The sequence below is a fragment of the Halobacillus litoralis genome, assembly GCF_009856355.1.
Lineage (GTDB): Bacteria > Bacillota > Bacilli > Bacillales > Halobacillaceae > Halobacillus > Halobacillus litoralis_B.
The window spans coordinates 1-19503 of sequence record NZ_WMEW01000013.1 but is presented as its reverse complement, the minus strand read 5'-3'; the positions used below and the strand labels follow the sequence as shown (position 1 = coordinate 19503).

General features: G+C 46.5%; 19 protein-coding genes. 13 read left to right on the top strand and 6 right to left on the bottom strand.

The window, feature by feature from the left end; translation table 11 throughout:
- Nucleotides 1-220: 220 nt before the first annotated feature.
- The 3 genes from GLV97_RS16180 to GLV97_RS16170 all read left to right on the top strand — a co-directional run bounded on the left by GLV97_RS16180 (nt 221) and on the right by GLV97_RS16170 (nt 3663).
- Nucleotides 221-1582: a cytochrome ubiquinol oxidase subunit I gene (locus GLV97_RS16180; protein ID WP_160835444.1), complete on the top strand. Its 1362-nt coding sequence runs from the start codon at nt 221-223 to the stop codon at nt 1580-1582.
- A complete protein-coding gene (locus tag GLV97_RS16175) occupies nt 1579-2592 on the top strand; it encodes a cytochrome d ubiquinol oxidase subunit II (RefSeq protein ID WP_160835445.1) in 1014 nt (337 codons plus the stop codon). Before GLV97_RS16180 ends, GLV97_RS16175 begins: the two co-directional genes overlap by 4 nt.
- Before the next feature lie 405 nt (nt 2593-2997).
- Nucleotides 2998-3663, top strand: a complete 666-nt coding sequence (locus GLV97_RS16170) for a potassium channel family protein (RefSeq protein ID WP_160835446.1) — start codon at nt 2998-3000, stop codon at nt 3661-3663.
- 315 nt (nt 3664-3978) lie between these two features.
- Here the strand turns inward: GLV97_RS16170 and GLV97_RS16165 are convergent, their stop codons facing one another.
- Nucleotides 3979-4377 (bottom strand): Mov34/MPN/PAD-1 family protein, encoded by a 399-nt coding sequence (locus GLV97_RS16165; RefSeq protein WP_160841967.1) that lies wholly within the window; start codon nt 4375-4377, stop codon nt 3979-3981.
- A 2-nt stretch (nt 4378-4379) separates the two neighbouring features.
- Nucleotides 4380-5465: a hypothetical protein gene (locus GLV97_RS16160; protein ID WP_160890104.1), complete on the bottom strand. Its 1086-nt coding sequence runs from the start codon at nt 5463-5465 to the stop codon at nt 4380-4382.
- Nucleotides 5466-5790: 325 nt separating this feature from the next.
- On the opposite strand from GLV97_RS16160, the gene GLV97_RS16155 reads away from it, so the two are divergent.
- The 4 genes from GLV97_RS16155 (at nt 5791) to GLV97_RS16140 (ending at nt 9181) form a co-directional block, all read left to right on the top strand.
- The gene (locus GLV97_RS16155; RefSeq protein WP_160835449.1) at nt 5791-6462 is read left to right on the top strand and encodes a hypothetical protein; all 672 of its coding nucleotides are present in this window, start codon (nt 5791-5793) and stop codon (nt 6460-6462) included.
- Between the two features lie 66 nt (nt 6463-6528).
- Nucleotides 6529-7068 (top strand): hypothetical protein, encoded by a 540-nt coding sequence (locus tag GLV97_RS16150; protein WP_160841965.1) that lies wholly within the window; start codon nt 6529-6531, stop codon nt 7066-7068.
- A complete protein-coding gene (locus GLV97_RS16145) occupies nt 7068-7343 on the top strand; it encodes a hypothetical protein (RefSeq protein WP_160841964.1) in 276 nt (91 codons plus the stop codon). The genes GLV97_RS16150 and GLV97_RS16145 overlap by 1 nt, the downstream gene beginning before the upstream one ends.
- Before the next feature lie 116 nt (nt 7344-7459).
- Complete coding sequence (locus GLV97_RS16140; protein ID WP_160835452.1) at nt 7460-9181, top strand: pyruvate oxidase; 1722 nt, start codon at nt 7460-7462, stop codon at nt 9179-9181.
- A 46-nt stretch (nt 9182-9227) separates the two neighbouring features.
- Here the strand turns inward: GLV97_RS16140 and rnjA are convergent, their stop codons facing one another.
- Complete coding sequence (rnjA, locus tag GLV97_RS16135; RefSeq protein ID WP_160835453.1) at nt 9228-10895, bottom strand: ribonuclease J1; 1668 nt, start codon at nt 10893-10895, stop codon at nt 9228-9230.
- A 3-nt stretch (nt 10896-10898) separates the two neighbouring features.
- The gene (locus tag GLV97_RS16130; protein ID WP_160835454.1) at nt 10899-11108 is read right to left on the bottom strand and encodes a DNA-dependent RNA polymerase subunit epsilon; all 210 of its coding nucleotides are present in this window, start codon (nt 11106-11108) and stop codon (nt 10899-10901) included.
- Nucleotides 11109-11545: 437 nt separating this feature from the next.
- On the opposite strand from GLV97_RS16130, the gene GLV97_RS16125 reads away from it, so the two are divergent.
- Nucleotides 11546-12322: a Cof-type HAD-IIB family hydrolase gene (locus GLV97_RS16125; RefSeq protein WP_160835455.1), complete on the top strand. Its 777-nt coding sequence runs from the start codon at nt 11546-11548 to the stop codon at nt 12320-12322.
- Between the two features lie 39 nt (nt 12323-12361).
- Here GLV97_RS16125 and def read toward each other — a convergent pair whose 3' ends face one another.
- Nucleotides 12362-12916, bottom strand: a complete 555-nt coding sequence (def, locus tag GLV97_RS16120; RefSeq protein ID WP_160890103.1) for a peptide deformylase — start codon at nt 12914-12916, stop codon at nt 12362-12364.
- A gap of 155 nt (nt 12917-13071) precedes the next feature.
- Between def and GLV97_RS16115 the strand changes: the two genes are divergently transcribed.
- The 5 genes from GLV97_RS16115 (at nt 13072) to lpdA (ending at nt 19164) form a co-directional block, all read left to right on the top strand.
- Entirely contained in the window at nt 13072-13767 is a 696-nt protein-coding gene (locus tag GLV97_RS16115; RefSeq protein ID WP_337194114.1) for a YkyA family protein, read from the top strand.
- Between the two features lie 598 nt (nt 13768-14365).
- On the top strand, nt 14366-15448 hold the full coding sequence (gene pdhA / locus GLV97_RS16110; RefSeq protein ID WP_160835458.1) for a pyruvate dehydrogenase (acetyl-transferring) E1 component subunit alpha: 1083 nt from the start codon (nt 14366-14368) through the stop codon (nt 15446-15448).
- 3 nt (nt 15449-15451) lie between these two features.
- Nucleotides 15452-16429, top strand: coding sequence for an alpha-ketoacid dehydrogenase subunit beta (locus GLV97_RS16105; RefSeq protein ID WP_160835459.1), 978 nt, complete (start codon nt 15452-15454; stop codon nt 16427-16429).
- 29 nt (nt 16430-16458) lie between these two features.
- The gene (locus GLV97_RS16100) at nt 16459-17751 is read left to right on the top strand and encodes a 2-oxo acid dehydrogenase subunit E2 (RefSeq protein ID WP_160890102.1); all 1293 of its coding nucleotides are present in this window, start codon (nt 16459-16461) and stop codon (nt 17749-17751) included.
- Nucleotides 17752-17754: 3 nt separating this feature from the next.
- Nucleotides 17755-19164, top strand: coding sequence for a dihydrolipoyl dehydrogenase (gene lpdA / locus GLV97_RS16095; protein ID WP_160835461.1), 1410 nt, complete (start codon nt 17755-17757; stop codon nt 19162-19164).
- 25 nt (nt 19165-19189) lie between these two features.
- Here the strand turns inward: lpdA and GLV97_RS20045 are convergent.
- The coding region (locus GLV97_RS20045; RefSeq protein ID WP_237418644.1) for a hypothetical protein at nt 19190-19503 on the bottom strand (314 nt) is incomplete at its 5' end.

Below are 19503 nucleotides of genomic sequence, written 5' to 3'. Positions count from 1 at the left end.
AGGGTTTTTCTTGTTTCCAACGTTAGACAAAGAAGGAAGAGGGGAACAGGCAGATAGGTCGACATGACCGGCGGTCTGAGGTAAGATAAGAATCGTAAAGACTTTGTGAAGTTTGTCACAAAATAGTCATCATCTTGAATACCATAACGGTGTTTTACGTTTTATACTAATCTCAGAAAGGTTATGGAGACCATTCCTGGGTAGGAGGGAACGATTTAAGATGTTTGGATTCGAAACCGTCGAAGTGAGTCGTGCACTCACTGCGATGACATTACTATTTCACGCCATTTTCGCCACACTGGGGGTAGGTGTCCCGGTGCTGGTGTCTATTGCAGAATTGATCGGGATTAAGCGGAAGGATCCGCACTACACCCTGCTCGCCAGACGCTGGACGAGGGGATATACGATTACCGTCGCTGTCGGAGTTGTGACAGGAACAGCGATTGGTCTGCAGCTGTCACTCATCTGGCCCAGCTTCATGAGACTCGCTGGGAACGTGATTGCTCTGCCGTTGTTTATGGAAACTTTCGCGTTTTTCTTTGAGGCTATTTTCCTTGGGATTTACTTATACACGTGGGACCGGTTCAAGAAGCCGATCTATCACTGGCTCTTGTCCATCCCGGTAGTCATCGGGGGGACGATGTCCGCCTTTTTCATTACGACAGTGAACTCGTTTATGAACACTCCGCAGGGTTTTGAGCTGGAGGAGGGGCGTTTTACATCCGTGGATCCTATAGCCGCGATGTTCAACCCCGCTACACCGACGAAGGTGTTTCACGTAATCTCTTCTTCTTATTTAACCGCTGCTGCGGTACTTGCGGGAATTGCTGCTTTCATCATTCTGGTGAAAAAAGGCTCGCTCTATCATAAAAAGGCATTAAAGCTGACGATGACGGCTACCTTTATCTTTGCTATTCTTACGGCACTTGCCGGAGACTTATCGGCTAAGTTCCTGGCTGAGCATCAGCCTGAAAAACTCGCTGCCGGTGAATGGCACTTTGAATCCGAAGAAGGCGCTGACCTTGTCGTATTCGGTACACTGAATGAAAATAACGAAGTCGAAAATGCCATTCGGATTCCCAATGCTTTAAGTTTCCTGGCTTATGGAGACTTCAATGCAGAAGTGGAAGGACTGGAGGAAACGCCTGAAAATGAGCGTCCGCCTTTATGGATCCACTACATGTTTGATTTGATGGTATCGATCGGCTTTTATACTCTGGGTATTTCCCTGCTTTTCCTTGTGCTTTGGAAGTGGAAAAAAGGAAACCCATTCCACCCGTTCCTCTTATGGGGAGTGGCGGCGGCAGGTCCATTGACGATGCTCGCCATTGAATTCGGATGGATTTATGCCGAAGTCGGGAGACAGCCGTGGATTTTGAGAGGATTTATGACCGTTGCGGAAGGATCGACGACGTCGCCTTATATCGGCTGGATGTTTGCCCTCTTTGCTGCCGTCTATTTTGTTCTCGCAGTCGGATGTCTGCTGACGCTCCGCAAAATCTTCAAAGGGAAGCCGGCGGAGCTTGAATTAGAACACCGCTTTCCGAACACAGCCGCAGCGAGCAGGGAGGGACAGTCATGAGCTATGAAATCATTGGTATTTCAGTCCTCTGGTTTTTCCTGTACGGGTATTTGATCGTGGCATCTGTGGACTTCGGAGCTGGTTTTTTTGCCTACTATGCCAGATTGACAAAAAAAGATCATTTGATTAATCAGCTGATTTCCCGTTACCTTTCACCGGTATGGGAAGTGACGAACGTATTCTTCGTCTTTTTCTTCGTCGGTCTCGTCGGGTTCTTCCCGGATATGGCCTATTATTTCGGGCAGTCTCTGTTGATTCCGGGGAGTATTGCCATTGTTCTTATTGCCATCCGGGGCTCCTTTTATGCGTTTGAGAATTACGGATCAAAGGATAATTCCTTGTACATGTTCCTCTACGGAGCAACAGGGCTGCTTATTCCGGCTTCCCTGTCAACGGCTCTGACGATCTCAGAAGGCGGATTTATAGAAGAGACGGAGAATGGTGTTCAGCTGCTCTATGGAGAGCTTTTCTCAAGTCCTTATTCATGGAGTGTCGTATTTCTGGCCATTGTTTCTGTTCTTTATATCAGCGCGATGTTTTTAACGTATTATGCTCATCGTGCGGGAGACCGGCCCGCTCTCGAAATCGTCAGGAAGTATGCGTTATTCTGGAGCTCTCCGACCATTATTGCCAGTCTGACCACGTTTATTGCTTTGAGTCAGCAGAATGCCGAGCATTTTCAACGGGCGATTGACTTATGGTGGGTCTTCGGTATTTCTGTAGGGTTTTTTGTTATTGCCCTGTTTCTCGTTTATATCGGAAAATTTTACGGATGGGCGTTTATCGCCGTGATGCTTCAGTTCTTCGTGGCTTTCTTCGGATATGGAGCTTCTCATCTGCCTTATCTGCTGTACCCGTATGTAACAGTCACCAATGCTGTCACGAATGAATCGATGGCTGTGGCGCTTGTCATCGTCTTTATCGCAGGTCTTTTGCTGCTGATTCCATCGCTGATTCTCCTGATGCGCATGTTCTTGTTCGATGCAGATTACGTTAAGGGGAAAAAGTAGAGAAGGGATACTTCTCTACTCATTACGCAGGGTGGTCATGCAGGGCCTCTTGGGCGCAGGCCTGGTGCCGGTGTTCCATGAGAGCGTTTTTCATGAATGCGTTCCCTGGATGTTTTTGATAAAAGGAAGATTTTCTGTCGAACAGAAAATCTTCTTTTTTTATCCTTCATAATCTTAGGGAGGGCAAACATTCATCAAACCCCTGCAGAAGGAGTCCCATTCCTGCACAAGACGGACCCTCCAGGCTCTAAACAGCAGTCTTTCCAAGATAAGTGAACGTTCCTACGCGGGACGGGAGAGGTCGGAGCGCCTGCGGGGCGTGGTTCTCTATTTTGTGGTGTGATGATAACCATTGTGTGATAGAATAAGCATAGATTTTTACGTGATAGATGGGAGTCGTGAAACATGAAGAAGGAATTCGCTGTTATTGGTCTTGGAAGGTTCGGGGGCAGCATCTGCCGGGAACTGAGCCGCGAAGGAATGGAAGTACTCGCCCTTGACCTGGATGAAGACAAAGTCAATGAATACAGAGATATAGCGTCCCACGCTGTCATAGCAGATTCGACGGATGAAAATGCGCTGAAAGAGCTCGGGTTCCGTAATATTGACCATGTCATTGTCGCCATAGGGGACAATATACAGGCCAGCATGCTGACCACTTTGATTTTGAAAGAGATGGGCATCAAAATGATTACAGTCAAAGCCCAGAATGATTATCATGAAAAAATCCTGAACAAAATCGGTGCCGATCAAGTCGTCCACCCGGAAAGAGATATGGGGAAAAGGATTGCTCATAATATCATTTCCAATAATATTCTGGATTACATCGAGCTTTCCGATGACCACAGCGTTGTCGAGGTGAAAGCCGGCAGTAAAATGGGCGGGCAGACATTGGTGGACCTCGATATCCGTGCAGAATATGGGTGTAACGTCGTTGCTATTAAGCGGGAGAAAGATGTGATTGTCTCTCCAATGGCTACCGAGGAGATCAGGGAAAGTGATGTCCTGATCGTCATTGGAGCTGATAAGGACATCAGCCGTTTTGAGAAAAATCTTGTAGTAGAGGACTAAACCAGAAGCCCCGGATTCCAAAAAGGAACCGGGGCTTTTTATTTTAAATAATGATAATAATAAATAAGGACTTGCCGCTCATTGGTCTCATTCGGAGGCGAGAATCAATCAGCTTTTCCTTTTTAGACAGCAGCCCCCTCGTCTAACGGGACGTTCGACTTTGTTTTTCGTCGTTTCAATTACGATTGGGCTTGGTGTACTTTTTATGGTCCGGTTGACCTTAACCAGTTTTTTACTTCGTCTTTCTTTCACAGCCACCTCTCCTTACACCTTAATACTGTAGTATAAGCACATCCTGAAAAAAGGGAAGGGCGCTTAACGGTCTCCGATGTGAAATGGGTGTTTGACATACCGGCCGGACAATACAGAGTAGCAGGCGGAGCGGGGAGGCGTGAATTTATAGGAAATGATCAACATTTTCACCTTAGTGTCCGGATGACTTTGAAGATCATAAGAGGAGGGCACCGGTGCTGTTCCAGGATGTGTGTGGTAGATGGCCAGCACCTGCTGCCCGGATTGTTCAATGGCCTCAAGAGTAGAGAAAACGATGGACTTACTAACAAAGAAACGATGGGGGGAGGGGCGTTCATTCACAAGCGGCCACACCTGTTCAATCTGCCCGTCTTTTCCGGAAGCCATTCCGCACGCTTCATTAGGAAGACTGGTATATCCGTGATCCACCATCTGCTGGTACAGCTGCTGAGCAATCCTCACTTCTACCCATTCCACTTCTGAAAGATAGAAAAAATGGAGGAAAACTCTCGTTTTTTTGCAGGAGTTTCCTTTTCTGACACCGGTTCCTGGACATTCTGTACGGGTTCGGCATCCGGCTTCTGTGTAATTTTGGCCTTCTCGATGGATACAGGGGACGTTCGTTTGATACCTCTCAGTGCCGGCTGTTCAGGTGGAGTTGGTTCCGGGGCCGGGATGGATGATATCGAATGAGCAATGGATTGAACAAGCGCTTTTTTGCTTTCCGGATCCTCCTGTACAATAGTCAACGCCGATGGATGATGGACATTCACGTCCTGGGCTGGTTCTTTATCGTTTTTTTTTGCGCTCGACTTTAAGATGGTATTTTTGACAGGTTCAATAAACGGATGTCTGGATGATCGTTTTTGGCCCCTTCGTGTCGATTCGTTGGGGACTGGATAGTTCTGTTGATACTGGCCCGGCTGAGGTGGATAGTAGGAGGCAGGGTTGGAGTAGGGATAAGGCTGCTGCGGAGGGTAATAGTCCTGTCGCTGTGCCGGATACATGGGGGAGGAATGCAGCATCGTTTTAAGTCTCCTGTATTCTGAAACCTTAGGCCCTGTCTGTTCCTGGACCGGGGGATGCGGCTCTGCGTATTCCTGCGTCTTTTGAGCCATCATTTCAGATTTCAGTTGATCGATTTCCCTTTTCAAACGGTCATTCTCGGATTGCTGCACTTGTTCCTGTTCCTTGTCATCCTGCTGTTCGATGATCACGTTCATTTTTTGAATCAAGTCATTCAATTGCAGGCGGTCAAGCTTTTCCTTAATGCCTTCCACATCATCAATCAATAGATGAACATGCTCACTCAGTTGCTGCACTTGAGCGGTGAGCTGATTGGTACGCTGCTCAAGCTGCTGGTTGAATTCTTCCATTTTGTTAATAACTCCTTCTAACAATAACTTATAATGAAGTGGGTCTTTTCCCCTGTACCCCTCTTCCACAGTCCAGTCCCCATTTTCCAGCGATTGGATCATCTCTTTGAAAAGGCGGATGTTCCATTTCAGAAGTTCCACATGGTCTGGTCCTGTATGGCTGTACGGCTCCATCATTCATCACCCTTACCAGCACAGTATTATAGTATTGATTCCCTGCCGATCCGTGACACAAGAATGGGTGGGTTTAGAGACACCGGCCCATGGTTGTAAAGCGGCTCTTTTTACATATCAGCTTATGCGTGCTCCACATACGTTATGTCCGGGATATTTCCTTTAAAGGGGACAGACACCATATGGCGTCTTCTGCATGTAATATAGGTGTTCGCACAAAATTGTAAAATCCAACCAAACATCAGCGAATGTACTAGACCCAAGCTTTTTTCCACACATATGCTACGAGTGAAAGAAAAATCTTATTCGGAGGTGTTTGCTAACCATGCAAGCAAAAAATCTTAATGGGGGCCAGGAGCTCCTATGTATCAACACAACAAAAGTTTATGACTGGGTAATCAATGAGGCTTCGTTTGATTTAACAATCGGAGATTTTGATCTTCCCGTCGGTCCTTCAGGAGAACAGCTTGAGTGTGACGACATTGAAGAGGTCATCTGTACAGTCGAGCCGCGTGAAGACGATCCAATTGAAATTGTCGGACGCGTAGACCAGGAGCTTGTCGTTGACGGTACTCTGTTGACGCTTCAGCTTGTGAACATCCGTAAATACTTTACGGTAGTCATTTCTGTAGAATTGACAGCAGAAAATGGTGGAGCTGTGGTAGAAGTAGGCGAAGCTGATTTCGTCCGCTGTGAGCAGGTTCTGCTGTGCGCTCCAGATGGAACAGACGTAGAGGTTACTTATACAGACCTCGACTGCTTCGTTTGTAACTTCACATGTGAAGAAAATGGTACAGATGGGGATTCCCTTGATGACATTACGGTTTCCGTCCGTCTCTGCCAGAGCATCCAGTCTACGTATCCCGTGACGCTTGAGCTTATCGCTGAATTCTGTGAGCCGCGTGATATGCTTCCAATCCCGCCTTGCCCGGCTCCAACAATGCCGCCGCAGTGTCCGGTATTGTTCCCGACTGGTGACAATGGTGATAATGGCTGATCCAGTTGCATAAATACAAGAGAGGACACCGTTCCTCTCTTGTATTTTTTTTGGAGGTGGCGTTGCATGGAACGGTTGTTACAGTTGAAAAAGCAGCAGGAGGCCCGCATCCAGGACATCCGGGAAAAAATCAACGCGTGGAAGGCAGGGCAGCGGGAGGCTGTCATTTGTTTTTTTACCCATTCCATCCATATCTCCCATGATACCGACCAGGAATGTATGATGATTGCAAGCTTCCATATTCGAAATTTGAGTCACCAGAAGATGCACGACCCTTATATCTGCCTTAAGATGTCGGAGGATGCCCCTTTTCAATTCTCAGGGAAATATGTACATAAAGAACAGGCTGGAAAAATGAAGGCGGCAGGGGCCTGGGTTCGAATGGATGAACAGCAGAAGAAAAATGAATTCTGGTTGAAGCCTCTGGACCATACAGGCATTGAACCGGGAGGATCTCTCACTTTCGCAAATTTTCAACTGAAGTGGAAGCATGAAACCTCTTATGCTGCCAGTGTGCATGGGTACGCCTATGGAAAAGGGTGGGAATCAGGTGTCCCTTCCTTAAATCAGATGAGTGCAAGTGGTGTGAAAGGGGAGGGAGAGTAATGGCGGAAGAAGATGTACAGAGGTTCATCAAGCAGTGGCTCGTTGAAAAACTGAAACAGAAGAAGAGTGCCAGACGGGCTGATGATCAAAGTTTCATTTTCCTCGAAGAAGACTCCTTGAAGCTGCTTTTCCTCTACCTCATACAAAAACAGGAGGAAAGAGGGACGGTGGAAAAGACCGCCGATCTTGTTGAGGTCGAATCGATGATGGAGGAACTGTTGATCCAGCTGGAGGAAGTTTCAGCCCTTTTGGACAATGAGAACGGGGATGTATAGGAAGAGACCTGCAGAACGAGCCTGATACGGCCCGTTCTTTTTTTGTTTACGAAAGAAGGGTTAAGGAAATACAAAGGGTAGATGCAGAAATTCAGCAAGTTGAAAGGATGAAGCACATGTTTGAAAAGCGTACAGGAGCCCTATTAACACAGCAGTTGATCGACTGGGGTGTAGATCATGTATACGGCATGCCAGGTGATTCTATAAATGAATTAATCGATGATTTACGTAAAAGAAAGGACGAGATTGAATTTCTCCAGGTCCGCCATGAAGAGACCGGCGCCCTTTCAGCTGCCGCTTATGCGAAGCTGACCGGTAAGCTTGGCGTGACTATGGGGATAGCAGGACCGGGAGCCATCCATTTATTAAATGGACTCTATGACGCGAAGGCTGATGGTGCGCCTGTCCTTGCCATCGTTGGACAGGTTCACAGCGAAGAAATAGGGACAGGAGCGTTTCAGGAAATTAATCTGGAACGCCTGTTTGATGATGTCTCTGTCTTTAATCAGCGTGCGGAAACCCAAGAGCAGCTTCCGGATCTGCTGGATCAGGCAGTCAAGGAAGCCTACGCCAATAAGGGAGTCTCTGTATTGATTGTACCGGATGATTTGTTTGCTGAAAAACAGAGTGATAAGACGAGACGTACCTCCGGCGAATTTTTCAAACCGGAAATCTTTCCTGGTCAGGAAAATCTAAATGAAGCAAGGAGATTGATTGAACAGGCAGAGAAGCCGCTCATCCTTGCCGGACAGGGAACCAAATCGTCGGCAAATGAACTGATTGCCTTCGCAGAAACGATCAAAGCGCCGATTATCATGAGTCTGCTAGGAAAAGGAATTATTCCGGATAATCATCCCTACTGCTTAGGACAGCACGGTCAGATTGGAACAAAACCCGCCTATCACGCCATGAAGGAAACAGACCTCCTTATTTTGGTCGGAACCCAGTTCCCTTACCGGGACTTTCTACCTGAACAGGTGAAGGCGGTTCAGATTGACCGGGAACCTGCTCACCTTGGGAAGCATTATCCCATTACCACAGGACTTGCCGGCGACAGCCGGGAAACCTTGAAGGCCCTGACAGATTCAATAACACCTGTGGAAAGCCGTAAGTATTTGTCCTATTATCAGGAAAAGATGAAGGATTGGCGCATTGCCGTCCAGGAAGAAAAGAGAAGGGAAGAAGACCCTCTTCATGCGCCTCAAGTGATGTATGAACTGGAAAAACACTTGAAGCCCGGGGCCGTCGTTTCCGGCGACGTTGGGAACGTTACCGTATGGCTGACACGCTTCCTTCACCTGGTCAACCAGAAATTCCTGATTTCCGGCTGGCTCGGAACAATGGGAAGTGGACTTCCCGGTGCTATTGCGGCACAGAAAGCTCATCCGGAAAAGCAGGTGGTCGGAGTATCCGGCGACGGTGGTTTTTCAATGGTCATGCATGATTTCGTTACGGCTGTTAAATACGACCTGCCGATTAAGATGGTCGTCTTAAATAACAGTAAAATCGGAATGATTAAATATGAGCAGGAACAGATGGGACACCTGAATTATGCCACGAATCTCGGCGAAGTGGATTTCGCTAAATTTGCTGAAGCCTGCGGGGCAGAAGGGTACCGTATTGAGTCCTATGAAGAGCTTGGCACTAAAATGAAGCAGGCCTTCTTATCTGATAAACCGGTTCTGATCGATGTGGCCATTGAAGATCAGGCACCACTCCCAGGAAAAATTGATTATACTTCAGCTGTCAATTATTCCAAGTATATTGTGAAGGAATTCTTTGAATCCGGGACGCTGGATCTTCCTGACCTTAAAAAATCCATTCAGCGTTTAATATAATTCAACAATAAAAAGCCCGCTGTCGAAAGACAGCGGGCTTTTCTCATTACACTTCCATGATGATTGGAAGGATCATCGGACGGCGTTTTGTTTTTTCAAACAGGAACGGCGCGATGGTATCAGTAATTTCGTTTTTAATTTCAGACCATTGAGTCGTACGGCGTTCCATCACTTTTTCAACGTGGGAACTGACAAGCTGCTGGGCCTCTTTGATCAAGTCCTCGGATTCTCTCATGTAGACAAATCCGCGGGAGATGATATCAGGACCGGAAGCAATCTTAAATTCCTTCATGTTGATGCTGACAACGACGATAACGAGACCTTCTTCGGATAGAATACGGCGGTCGCGGAGAACGATATTCCCAATATCACCGATTCCGCTTCCGTCTACATATACAGATCCGGACGGGATTTTTCCTGCAACGGAGGCTTCTTCCTTGCCAAGGGCAAGGACGTCACCATTATCCATGACGAAGCAGTTTTCCTCCTGAACCGCACAGTCCAGACTCAATTTCACGTGTTCTTTCAGCATGCGGTATTCCCCGTGGATCGGCATGAAGAATTTCGGCTGCATCAGGCGGAGCATGAGCTTCATTTCTTCCTGGCTGCCGTGTCCGGACGTATGAATATCATTCAATGGTCCGTGAATAACGTCAGCACCTGCACGGTACAATTTGTTGATGGTACGGCTGACACTGATTGTGTTTCCAGGGATTGGGGAAGAAGAGAACACAACGGTGTCGCCTGGTTGAATTTGAATCTGACGGTGGGTTCCGTTGGCGATTCTTGACAGGGCGGCCATTGGTTCACCTTGGGATCCGGTACAAAGGATGACGACTTCGTTAGCCGGCAGACGGTTGATCTGCTGGGCATCAATGAATGTATCCTTAGGGGCACGGATATATCCAAGTTCCTGGCCGATACGGATGGAAGATTCCATACTGCGGCCGAATACGGCAACTTTACGACCATGTTTAATAGCGGCTTCCACGACCTGCTGGAGGCGGTGGATGTTCGACGCGAAGGTCGCGAAGATTAAACGGCCGTCCATACGCGTGAAGATGTCATGGATGCTTTGGCCCACAACACGTTCGGATTTAGTGAAACCAGGAACCTCACTATTGGTACTGTCAGAAAGGAGGGCAAGAACGCCTTCTTTACCGATTTCAGCCATTTTAGCAAGGTTTGCCGGCTCACCTACAGGAGTGAAGTCAAATTTGAAGTCACCTGTGTGAACGACATTACCCGGTGGTGTTTTTACGACGATTCCGTAAGAATCGGGGATACTGTGTGTCGTCCGGAAAAAGGAAACGGACGTTTTGCGGAATTTGATCACGTCTTCTTCCTGAATCGTGTTCAATTTCGCACTGCGGAGCAGACCGTGCTCATCCAGTTTGTTACGGATTAAGCCGATGGCCAGCTTGCCGGCATAGATTGGAATATTCAGTTCACGCAGAAGGTAGGGAATACCACCGATGTGGTCTTCGTGGCCGTGCGTGATGAACAGACCTTTGATTTTATCTTGGTTCTGCACGAGATAAGTATAATCCGGAATGACGTAGTCGATACCGAGCAGTTCGTCTTCCGGGAACTTAATCCCTGCATCAATGAGGATGATTTCGTCTTGGAATTGTACACCGTATGTGTTTTTACCGATCTCACCGAGGCCTCCAAGGGCAAACACGGCGGTCTGGTCATTTTTTACGAATTTCATCGGTTAGAACTGCTCCAGCTTGAAATCTTCGGATTGCTGCTCATATGCCAGGTGATCCTCATCAAGCACCTGGATATATTCGATATTTAATCCTGCATTTTTTAATTTTTCACGTACTTGTCTTTCTGTTTCCGCTTCCAGGTACATGCTGTCTGTACGTTCGCGGACAGGAACTTCAGTATCAAGTTCCTGATACAATACTTTGAATATCATTACGTTATCGCTCCTAACTAGATATAATTTCCACATTCATGTCCTCTCATCATCATAGCACGATTCAATCGTCTATGGTAATGATTCTTGTATGTGCAGGTGGCCGTACACCTGAAACATTGATTTACGCGTATGTCTTCCGTTTCATAAAATTTTTCCAACGTTTTCTAAGCTTTCTTCTCAGACGCTTCATCATTTGCATCCATCCCCTTTAAGTTGATGAAGAAAACGCCAAAAACGTTAAACCGCCCAATCCCTGTTATCTCTAGTATAATACGGTTTGTGAAAGAATGAAACATTTACATTTTATATTTTGTCATTATGGTGTGTTTTTCTTCTCAAACCTATCCACTCATGCTACAGTATAGCCAAAGAGCAGGACATGCTATGATAAGAACGCAGATGATAAAGAATTTGAATACGCAGGAGGAACGCTTATGGATAAGAAAATTGCCTTTTTTGATATTGACGGAACACTGCTGGACCACGATAAAAAGCTTCCTGAAAAGACGAAAAAAGCGATTCAGGATTTAAAGGAGCAGGGGGTTTACTGTGCCATTGCCACCGGACGGGCTCCGTTTATGTACAAAGAACTGAGGGAAGAGCTTGGAATCGATTCCTATATCAGTTTCAATGGTCAGTATGTCGTCTTTGAAGGGAAGGAAGTCTACACAAACCCGCTTTCAGGCCCGGACCTGGAGAAGCTGCATGCTCATGCAGAATCCAATGATCACCCAATGGTGTTCATGAACCATGAAGAAATGAGAGCTTCCACTCCTGATCATGAAGATATTTCGTCAAGTCTTGGAACTTTATACATTGATCATCCTTATGAAGACGCATCCTTTTATAAAGGAAGAAAGATTTATCAGTCCTTGATCTTCTGTGAGGGCGATGAAATTGAAGAATACAGGGAAGCTTTCCCGGCTTTTGATTATATCCGCTGGCACCCGGTTTCCTGCGATGTGCTTCCTCAAGGAGGTTCAAAAGCAGAAGGTATCAAGAAACTTGTAGAAGCTGCCGGCCTGCGTATGGAGGATACTTTTGCCTTTGGCGATGGATTGAATGATATTGAAATGATCCGTGAGGTCGGTACCGGTGTAGCTATGGGGAATGCTGTATCTGAAACGAAGGCAGTGAGTGATTTTGTGACGGTTGATGTCGCAGAAGACGGTCTTTCACATGCGATTTATGAATTAGGATTATTAAAATAATAAAAAGAGCGCCGCTGAATGGACAGCGGCGCTCTTTTTTTATCGGTCGGCGGGTGTGGCATTTTCCGGTTCTTTAAATGGCTGTTCCTGGTCAATATGATCATAGAACATCACTCCGTGAAGGTGATCAATTTCATGTTGAAAGACAATGGCTGCATAATCCTTTAAACGTAATTTAACTTCATTGCCTTCGAGGTCCGTCGCCTTCACCGTAATTCTACGGTAGCGGGGAACATAACCTGGAACTTCCCGGTCCACGGATAAACAGCCTTCCCCCGTGGATAGATACGTGCGTTCAACAGAATGACTGACTATACGAGGGTTGAACAGGCCGTAGCTGTATAATTTATCTTTCATATCTGTAAAATGCACCGCCAGCATGCGTTTATTCACATTGATCTGCGGTGCCGCAAGACCGACGCCCGGGCGCAGGCCGTAACGGCTGCACACCTGTTCATCCTGGCTGTTTTTCAAGTATTGAACCATTTCCTCCAATGTTTTCTTATCCTTATCGGAAGGAGGGAGTGGTACTTCTTCTGTTACTGTCCTTAATGCGGGGTGCCCCTCGCGGACAATATCGTCCATTGTGATCATCAAACAACATCCTTTCAACCTTATATCCTTCTCTGTATTTTCATTGACAGGGCAGGTAAATCAATTCGGTACTTTTCAATTCCTGCCAATTATTATACTATTGTAGATATGCTTAGTTTACAATAATGTGTCAGGGATTACGAGGGGGAAATGTTGTGCGATTACATACGATGATCGGGGCGCTGGCTGCAGCTGCCATAGTTATGACAGGATGTTCGAATCAGGAACCGGAAGAACAAATTTACGAACATTTAGAGGAGGCTGTTTCACAGGAGGAAACCTTCCGTGAGCAGCAGGAGCCGATGGTTGAACTGGAGGAAAAGGAACAACAGCTTTATGACGAAATCATTGCTTTGAATATGGACCAGTTTGATCAGATCAAGGAAAAATCAGAGGAAGCAGCTGGCATTGTAGAGGAGCGCAGAAATAAGCTCGAGCTTGAAAAAGAGAGCATCGATGCAGCTAAAGCTGAATTTGATGAGATTAAATCTCCTGTAGAAGATCTTGGTGAAGAGAATGAGGAAGCCCGGGATAAAGCACAGGAACTCATTGATGTGATGGAAAAGCGGTATAGTACATATGAAGAATTATACAATGCTTATGATGAGGCGCTCACGCTTGATGCGGAATTGTATGAAATGACTCAGAAGGAAGACCTGAAGGAAGAGGACCTGAAAGCCCAGGTCGAACAGATCAACGAAAGCTACAATCAGGTGATCGAGAAGAATGAAGCGTTCAACCAGTATACAGATGAATACAACACATTGAAAAAAGAGCTTTATGAGACGATGGAACTGGAAGTGACCTATGAAGAATCCGAAGAGGACACGACAGAAGAAGATGCGTCCTAAAACAAAAGACCCGCTGTGCAGGAAAGCGGGTCTTTTGTTGTTTTATGCAGTGGAAGGGCCCCGCATCACTACGATTTAGTACTGCTGGCCGGCTCGAGATCTTTAGTACATCCATTACGATAAGAGAAACCTTTCTTTACAAGGGCGTCCTTATTGAAGGAAGGGGACTGTACTTCCGGGCGTGTCTCATACGGGCCTTTCAGGACGGCTTTACACCAAAGCAGCCCATTTGATTATTAAGGGGAAAAAACGTAAGATTAATACAGGCTTAAATTTTCGGGTGATACAGTATGAGTGATTTTCCCCTCGGAATCAGCCTTTTTTCGACGGCTGTGCATTGGCTCTTTCACCATATAGATATTATCTACAGCGAAGTGATTGACGAATGATGACGAATTGAGCTAAACTACAAAGTGGATTGACATTGTACCATTGAATCTTAGTTAACAATTGTAACAGTTTTAGATATCTTCCCGTCATGATTAATCCATAGACGTGAGGGGTAAAACGTAAAGAGCAAATCGGTACAGTTTTTTTCATAATTGGGAAAGCTACTTACAGCATCCATTTTAAAATACGAAAGGAAAGGGTGAATGACTTGAAACGAACTCTAGAGAACATTGAAAACCAGTTCGAAACGTTTCAAATCCTTAACGAAGAAGGCGAAATCGTAAATGACGATTTCATGCCTGACCTATCAGATGAAGATTTAAAAGAAATCATGCGCCGTATGGTATATACGCGTATTTTGGACCAGCGTTCTATCGCGCTTAACCGCCAGGGACGCCTTGGTTTCTATGCTCCAACAGCAGGGCAGGAAGCTTCTCAGCTGGGAAGCCAGTTTGCTTTGGAAAAAGAGGACTTTATCCTTCCAGGCTATCGTGACGTACCACAATTGATCTGGCACGGTCTTCCGCTTCACCAGGCATTCCTGTTCTCCCGTGGACATTTCAAAGGAAACCAAATGCCTGAGGGTGTGAACGCAGTAAGCCCGCAGATCATTATCGGTGCACAAATTACACAAACAGCCGGCGTTGGTCTTGGCTATAAAAAGCGCGGCCAAAACGCTGTAGCGATTACTTATACTGGTGACGGCGGTGCCTCCCAGGGTGACTTCTACGAAGGTATCAACTTCGCAGGTGCTTTCGGTGCCCAGGCGATTTTCGTTGTACAGAACAACCGCTTTGCGATCTCTGTACCTGTTGAAAAGCAGTCTGCAGCTCAGACAATTGCTCAAAAAGCAGTTGCTGCCGGTATTGAAGGTATCCAGGTTGATGGTATGGACGTTCTTGCTGTTTACGCGGCTACGAAAGAAGCTCGTGACCGTGCTGTAAACGGAGAAGGACCTACATTGATCGAAACTCTTACTTACCGTTACGGCCCGCACACAATGGCTGGTGACGATCCGACCCGTTACCGTACAGAAGACGAAGATAACGAGTGGGAGAAGAAAGATCCAATCGTTCGTTTCCGTAAGTTCCTTGAAGCTAAAGGCCTTTGGTCTGAAGAGGAAGAAAACGAATTGATCGAAAAAACAAAAGAAGAAATTAAAGCAGCTGTTAAAGAAGCTGATAATACTCCTAAGCAGTCAGTTACCGACCTTATCGGTATTATGCACGAGGAACTTCCATCTAACCTGCAGGAACAGCTGGAAGAATATAAGGAAAAGGAGTCGAAGTAAATCATGGCACAAATGACAATGATCCAAGCCATCACAGACGCGATGCGCACAGAACTTAACAATGATGAAAACGTGCTGATCTACGGTGAAGACGTTGGTCAAAACGGCGGAGTATTCCGTGCTACTGAAGGTCTTCAAAAAGAATTCGGCGAAGATCGTGTATTCGATACACCACTAGCTGAATCCGGAATCGGCGGTATGTCCATTGGACTGGCTCTTACCGGGTTCCGTCCAGTACCAGAAATTCAATTCTTCGGCTTCGTTTACGAAGTAATGGATGCGATCAGCGGCCAAATGGCTCGTTACCGCTACCGTTCCGGTGGTACACGTCCAATGCCGATCACGGTTCGTTCTCCGTTCGGCGGCGGGGTACACACGCCTGAACTTCACGCGGACAGCCTTGAAGGTCTAATGGCACAGCAGCCTGGTCTGCGTGTAGTCATTCCATCCAACCCTTACGATGCCAAAGGTCTTTTGATCTCTTCCATCCGTAACAATGATCCAGTCATCTTCCTTGAGCACATGAAGCTTTACCGTTCTTTCCGTGAAGAAGTGCCGGAAGAAGAGTATACTGTTGATCTTGATAAAGCAGCTGTTAAGCGCGAGGGTACCGACGTAACACTTGTCGCTTATGGCGCAATGGTTCATTCTTCCCTTAAAGCGGCGGAAGAGCTTGAGAAAAACGGAATCAGCGCTGAGGTTCTTGACCTTCGTACGGTTTCCCCAGTGGACTACGAAACGATTCTTGAATCCGTGAAGAAGACAAACCGTGCTGTTGTTGTGCAGGAAGCACAAAAACAGGCAGGAATTGCTTCCAACATTGTAGCTGAAATCCAGGAGAAAGCGATTCTTCACCTTGAAGCTCCGGTTCTGCGTGTAGCTGCACCAGATACTGTTTATGCATTTACTCAAGCGGAAGAAGTATGGCTTCCTAACCACAACACGATCGTTGAAAAAGTCAACGACGTTATGAACTTTTAATTATCTCTAATTACTAGGAGGGAATACCCGTGGCATTTGAATTTAAACTGCCTGATATCGGTGAAGGTATCCACGAAGGTGAAATTGCAAAGTGGTTCGTCAAACCAGGCGATGAAGTTAAAGAAGACGACGTACTCTGTGAAGTACAGAACGACAAAGCTGTCGTTGAAATTCCTTCCCAGGTGGACGGAACTGTAAAAGAGATCCACGTCGACGAAGGCGAAACAACAACAGTAGGAACGGTAATCATCACAATTGATGACGGTTCCGAGGACACTGGGTCTTCTGAAGCTCCTCAGGAAGAGAGCAAGGAAGAAGAAGCAGAGGCTCCTAAGGAAGAAAGTAAAGAAGAAAAAACGGAACAGCCGGCTGCAGCTTCTGCAGATGTAGACGAAGACAAGCGCGTCATCGCTATGCCGTCTGTACGTAAGTTTGCCCGTGACAATGACATTGAAATCCGTCAGGTCCAGGGTTCAGGCAGAAACGGCCGTATTCTTAAAGAAGATATCGAAAGCTTCATGAACGGTGGACAAACAGAAGCCGCTGAAGCACCTGCACAGGAAGAGAAGCAGGAAGAAGCAGCATCCAGCAAACCGGCAGCACCAGCTGCAGGCGAAGCTTATCCAGAAACTCGTGAGAAGATGAGCGGTATCCGTAAAGCGATCTCCAAAGCTATGGTGAACTCCAAGCATACAGCTCCTCACGTAACATTGATGGATGAAGTGGATGTTTCTGAACTTGTTGCCCACCGTAAGAAGTTCAAGAGCGTAGCTGCTGAACAGGATATCAAGCTGACTTACCTTCCATATGTTGTGAAGTCCCTTGTTTCTACACTTAAGAAATTCCCTGTTCTGAACACGTCAATTGATGACAATACGGATGAAATTATTCAGAAACATTACTATAATATTGGTATTGCTGCCGATACAGAAAAAGGTCTGATGGTTCCTGTCGTTAAAGACGCGGATCGTAAGTCTGTATTCTCTATCTCAAGTGAAATCAATGAACTGGCTGTAAAAGCCCGTGATGGTAAACTTTCCGGTGAAGAAATGAAAGGTGCTTCCACGACGATTACGAATATCGGTTCTGCCGGTGGTCAGTGGTTCACACCAGTCATCAACCACCCTGAAGTAGCTATTCTAGGTATCGGCCGTATTGCTGATAAGCCGATCGTACGCGATGGTGAAGTCGTAGTGGCTCCAGTTCTTGCTATTTCCCTAAGCTTTGACCACCGTATTATTGACGGTGCAACGGCTCAGCACGCAATGAACAACATCAAGCGTTTACTGAACGATCCACAACTAATCATGATGGAGGCGTAAAGTATGGTAGTAGGAGATTTCCCAATTGAACTAGACACATTAGTAGTAGGTGCGGGCCCGGGCGGTTATGTTGCTGCCATCCGCGCCGCCCAGACTGGTCAGAAAGTAACCATCGTTGACAAGGGTAACCTTGGCGGTGTCTGCTTGAACGTCGGCTGTGTACCTTCCAAGGCATTGATCCAGGCGGGCCACCGTTATGAGCATGCCAAAGGTGCCGACGACATGGGTATCCAATCTGAAAATACAACTGTCGACTTTTCCAAAGTACAGGAATGGAAGAGCGGTGTTGTAAACAAACTTACCGGCGGTGTTGAAGGTCTTCTTAAAGGCAACAAAGTAGACATCGTTAAAGGTGAAGTTTACTTTGTCGATAAAAACACGGTTCGTGTTATGGATGAGAAAAACTCTCAAACCTACACGTTCAACAATGTGATTATCGCAACAGGATCCCGTCCAATCGAACTTCCGAACTTCAAGTTCTCCGACCGCGTCCTTGATTCTACAGGAGCTCTTTCTCTACAGGAAGTTCCTAAGAAACTTGTCGTCATCGGCGGAGGATACATCGGTACGGAGCTTGGTACAGCGTACGCAAACTTCGATACGGAAGTAACCATCCTTGAAGGTATGAAAGATATCCTTGGCGGATTCGAAAAACAGATGTCTTCCATCGTGAAGAAACGTCTGAAGAAAAAAGGCGTCTCTATCGAAACGAATGCGATGGCTCAAGGTGTAGAAGAAACCGAAGACGGTGTAACCGTCACGTATGAAGTAAAAGGCGAAACGAAAACAATCGACGCTGATTACGTTCTTGTCACGGTCGGACGCCGTCCGAACACCGATGAAATCGGTCTTGAAGATCTTGGATTGAACATGACTGATAAAGGTCTGATTGAAATCGACAACCAATGCCGCACAAATCTTGATAACGTTTATGCAATTGGTGATATCGTAGCCGGACCTCCACTTGCTCACAAAGCTTCCTACGAAGCGAAAGTGGCTGCTGAAGCGATTGCTGGTGAGAAAACAGAGATCGATTACCACGGCATCCCTGCTGTAGTATTCTCTGATCCAGAGCTTGCTTCTGTTGGTTACACAGAGCAGGAAGCTAAAGACGCAGGTTACGAAGTGAAAGCTTCTAAATTCCCGTTTGCGGCTAATGGTCGTGCGCTTTCCCTTAACGACAGTGACGGGTTCCTGAAACTTGTTACGCGTAAAGATGACGATCTTGTTATCGGTGCTCAAATTGCCGGACCAAATGCCAGTGACATGATTGCTGAACTTGGTCTTGCGATTGAAGCTGGTATGACGGCTGAAGACTTGGCTCTTACCATCCATGCTCACCCAACTCTTGGTGAGATCACGATGGAAGCTGCTGAAGTTGCGATCGGTCAGCCAATCCACATCACGAAGTAATTGTAAAAGTAAAAACAGCCGGGCTTCAGCCCGGCTGTTTTTTTATGCCGTTTTGCAGTTTTTCTAATTGAAAGGAGGAGGAGATCGGGCCTGCCTTTACAGCTCTTTCAGCAGGAAAAACGTCTGAGGACTCTTTGTACGGCTTTTCAAAGGTATCTGTGCATAATACTATACAAGCTGAGGAAAATGTGAAAAAGCGCCCTGTGTGGATCGTGGCCACTGAAAAACTCCTTTTCCTATCAAGAGAAGTGGTTAAAGGTTGTTGTTGATTCTCACGAATCGCTTGTCGATGGATGCTTGCCGCGGGCACGGCCTCAGCTAACTTGGTCAAGAAGATCA

What these genes read in the sequence shown, in the direction of transcription:
- rnjA (WP_160835453.1), bottom strand. Translation starts at nt 10,895, where the DNA reads ATGAAATTCGTAAAAAATGACCAGACCGCCGTGTTTGCCCTTGGAGGC.
- def (WP_160890103.1), bottom strand. Translation starts at nt 12,916, where the DNA reads ATGATCACAATGGACGATATTGTCCGCGAGGGGCACCCCGCATTAAGG.
- GLV97_RS16130 (WP_160835454.1), bottom strand. Translation starts at nt 11,108, where the DNA reads ATGATATTCAAAGTATTGTATCAGGAACTTGATACTGAAGTTCCTGTC.
- GLV97_RS16125 (WP_160835455.1), top strand. Translation starts at nt 11,546, where the DNA reads ATGGATAAGAAAATTGCCTTTTTTGATATTGACGGAACACTGCTGGAC.
- GLV97_RS16145 (WP_160841964.1), top strand. Translation starts at nt 7,068, where the DNA reads ATGGCGGAAGAAGATGTACAGAGGTTCATCAAGCAGTGGCTCGTTGAA.
- GLV97_RS16105 (WP_160835459.1), top strand. Translation starts at nt 15,452, where the DNA reads ATGGCACAAATGACAATGATCCAAGCCATCACAGACGCGATGCGCACA.
- GLV97_RS16175 (WP_160835445.1), top strand. Translation starts at nt 1,579, where the DNA reads ATGAGCTATGAAATCATTGGTATTTCAGTCCTCTGGTTTTTCCTGTAC.
- GLV97_RS16140 (WP_160835452.1), top strand. Translation starts at nt 7,460, where the DNA reads ATGTTTGAAAAGCGTACAGGAGCCCTATTAACACAGCAGTTGATCGAC.
- GLV97_RS16155 (WP_160835449.1), top strand. Translation starts at nt 5,791, where the DNA reads ATGCAAGCAAAAAATCTTAATGGGGGCCAGGAGCTCCTATGTATCAAC.
- GLV97_RS16170 (WP_160835446.1), top strand. Translation starts at nt 2,998, where the DNA reads ATGAAGAAGGAATTCGCTGTTATTGGTCTTGGAAGGTTCGGGGGCAGC.
- lpdA (WP_160835461.1), top strand. Translation starts at nt 17,755, where the DNA reads ATGGTAGTAGGAGATTTCCCAATTGAACTAGACACATTAGTAGTAGGT.
- GLV97_RS16160 (WP_160890104.1), bottom strand. Translation starts at nt 5,465, where the DNA reads ATGGAGCCGTACAGCCATACAGGACCAGACCATGTGGAACTTCTGAAA.
- GLV97_RS16150 (WP_160841965.1), top strand. Translation starts at nt 6,529, where the DNA reads ATGGAACGGTTGTTACAGTTGAAAAAGCAGCAGGAGGCCCGCATCCAG.
- GLV97_RS16180 (WP_160835444.1), top strand. Translation starts at nt 221, where the DNA reads ATGTTTGGATTCGAAACCGTCGAAGTGAGTCGTGCACTCACTGCGATG.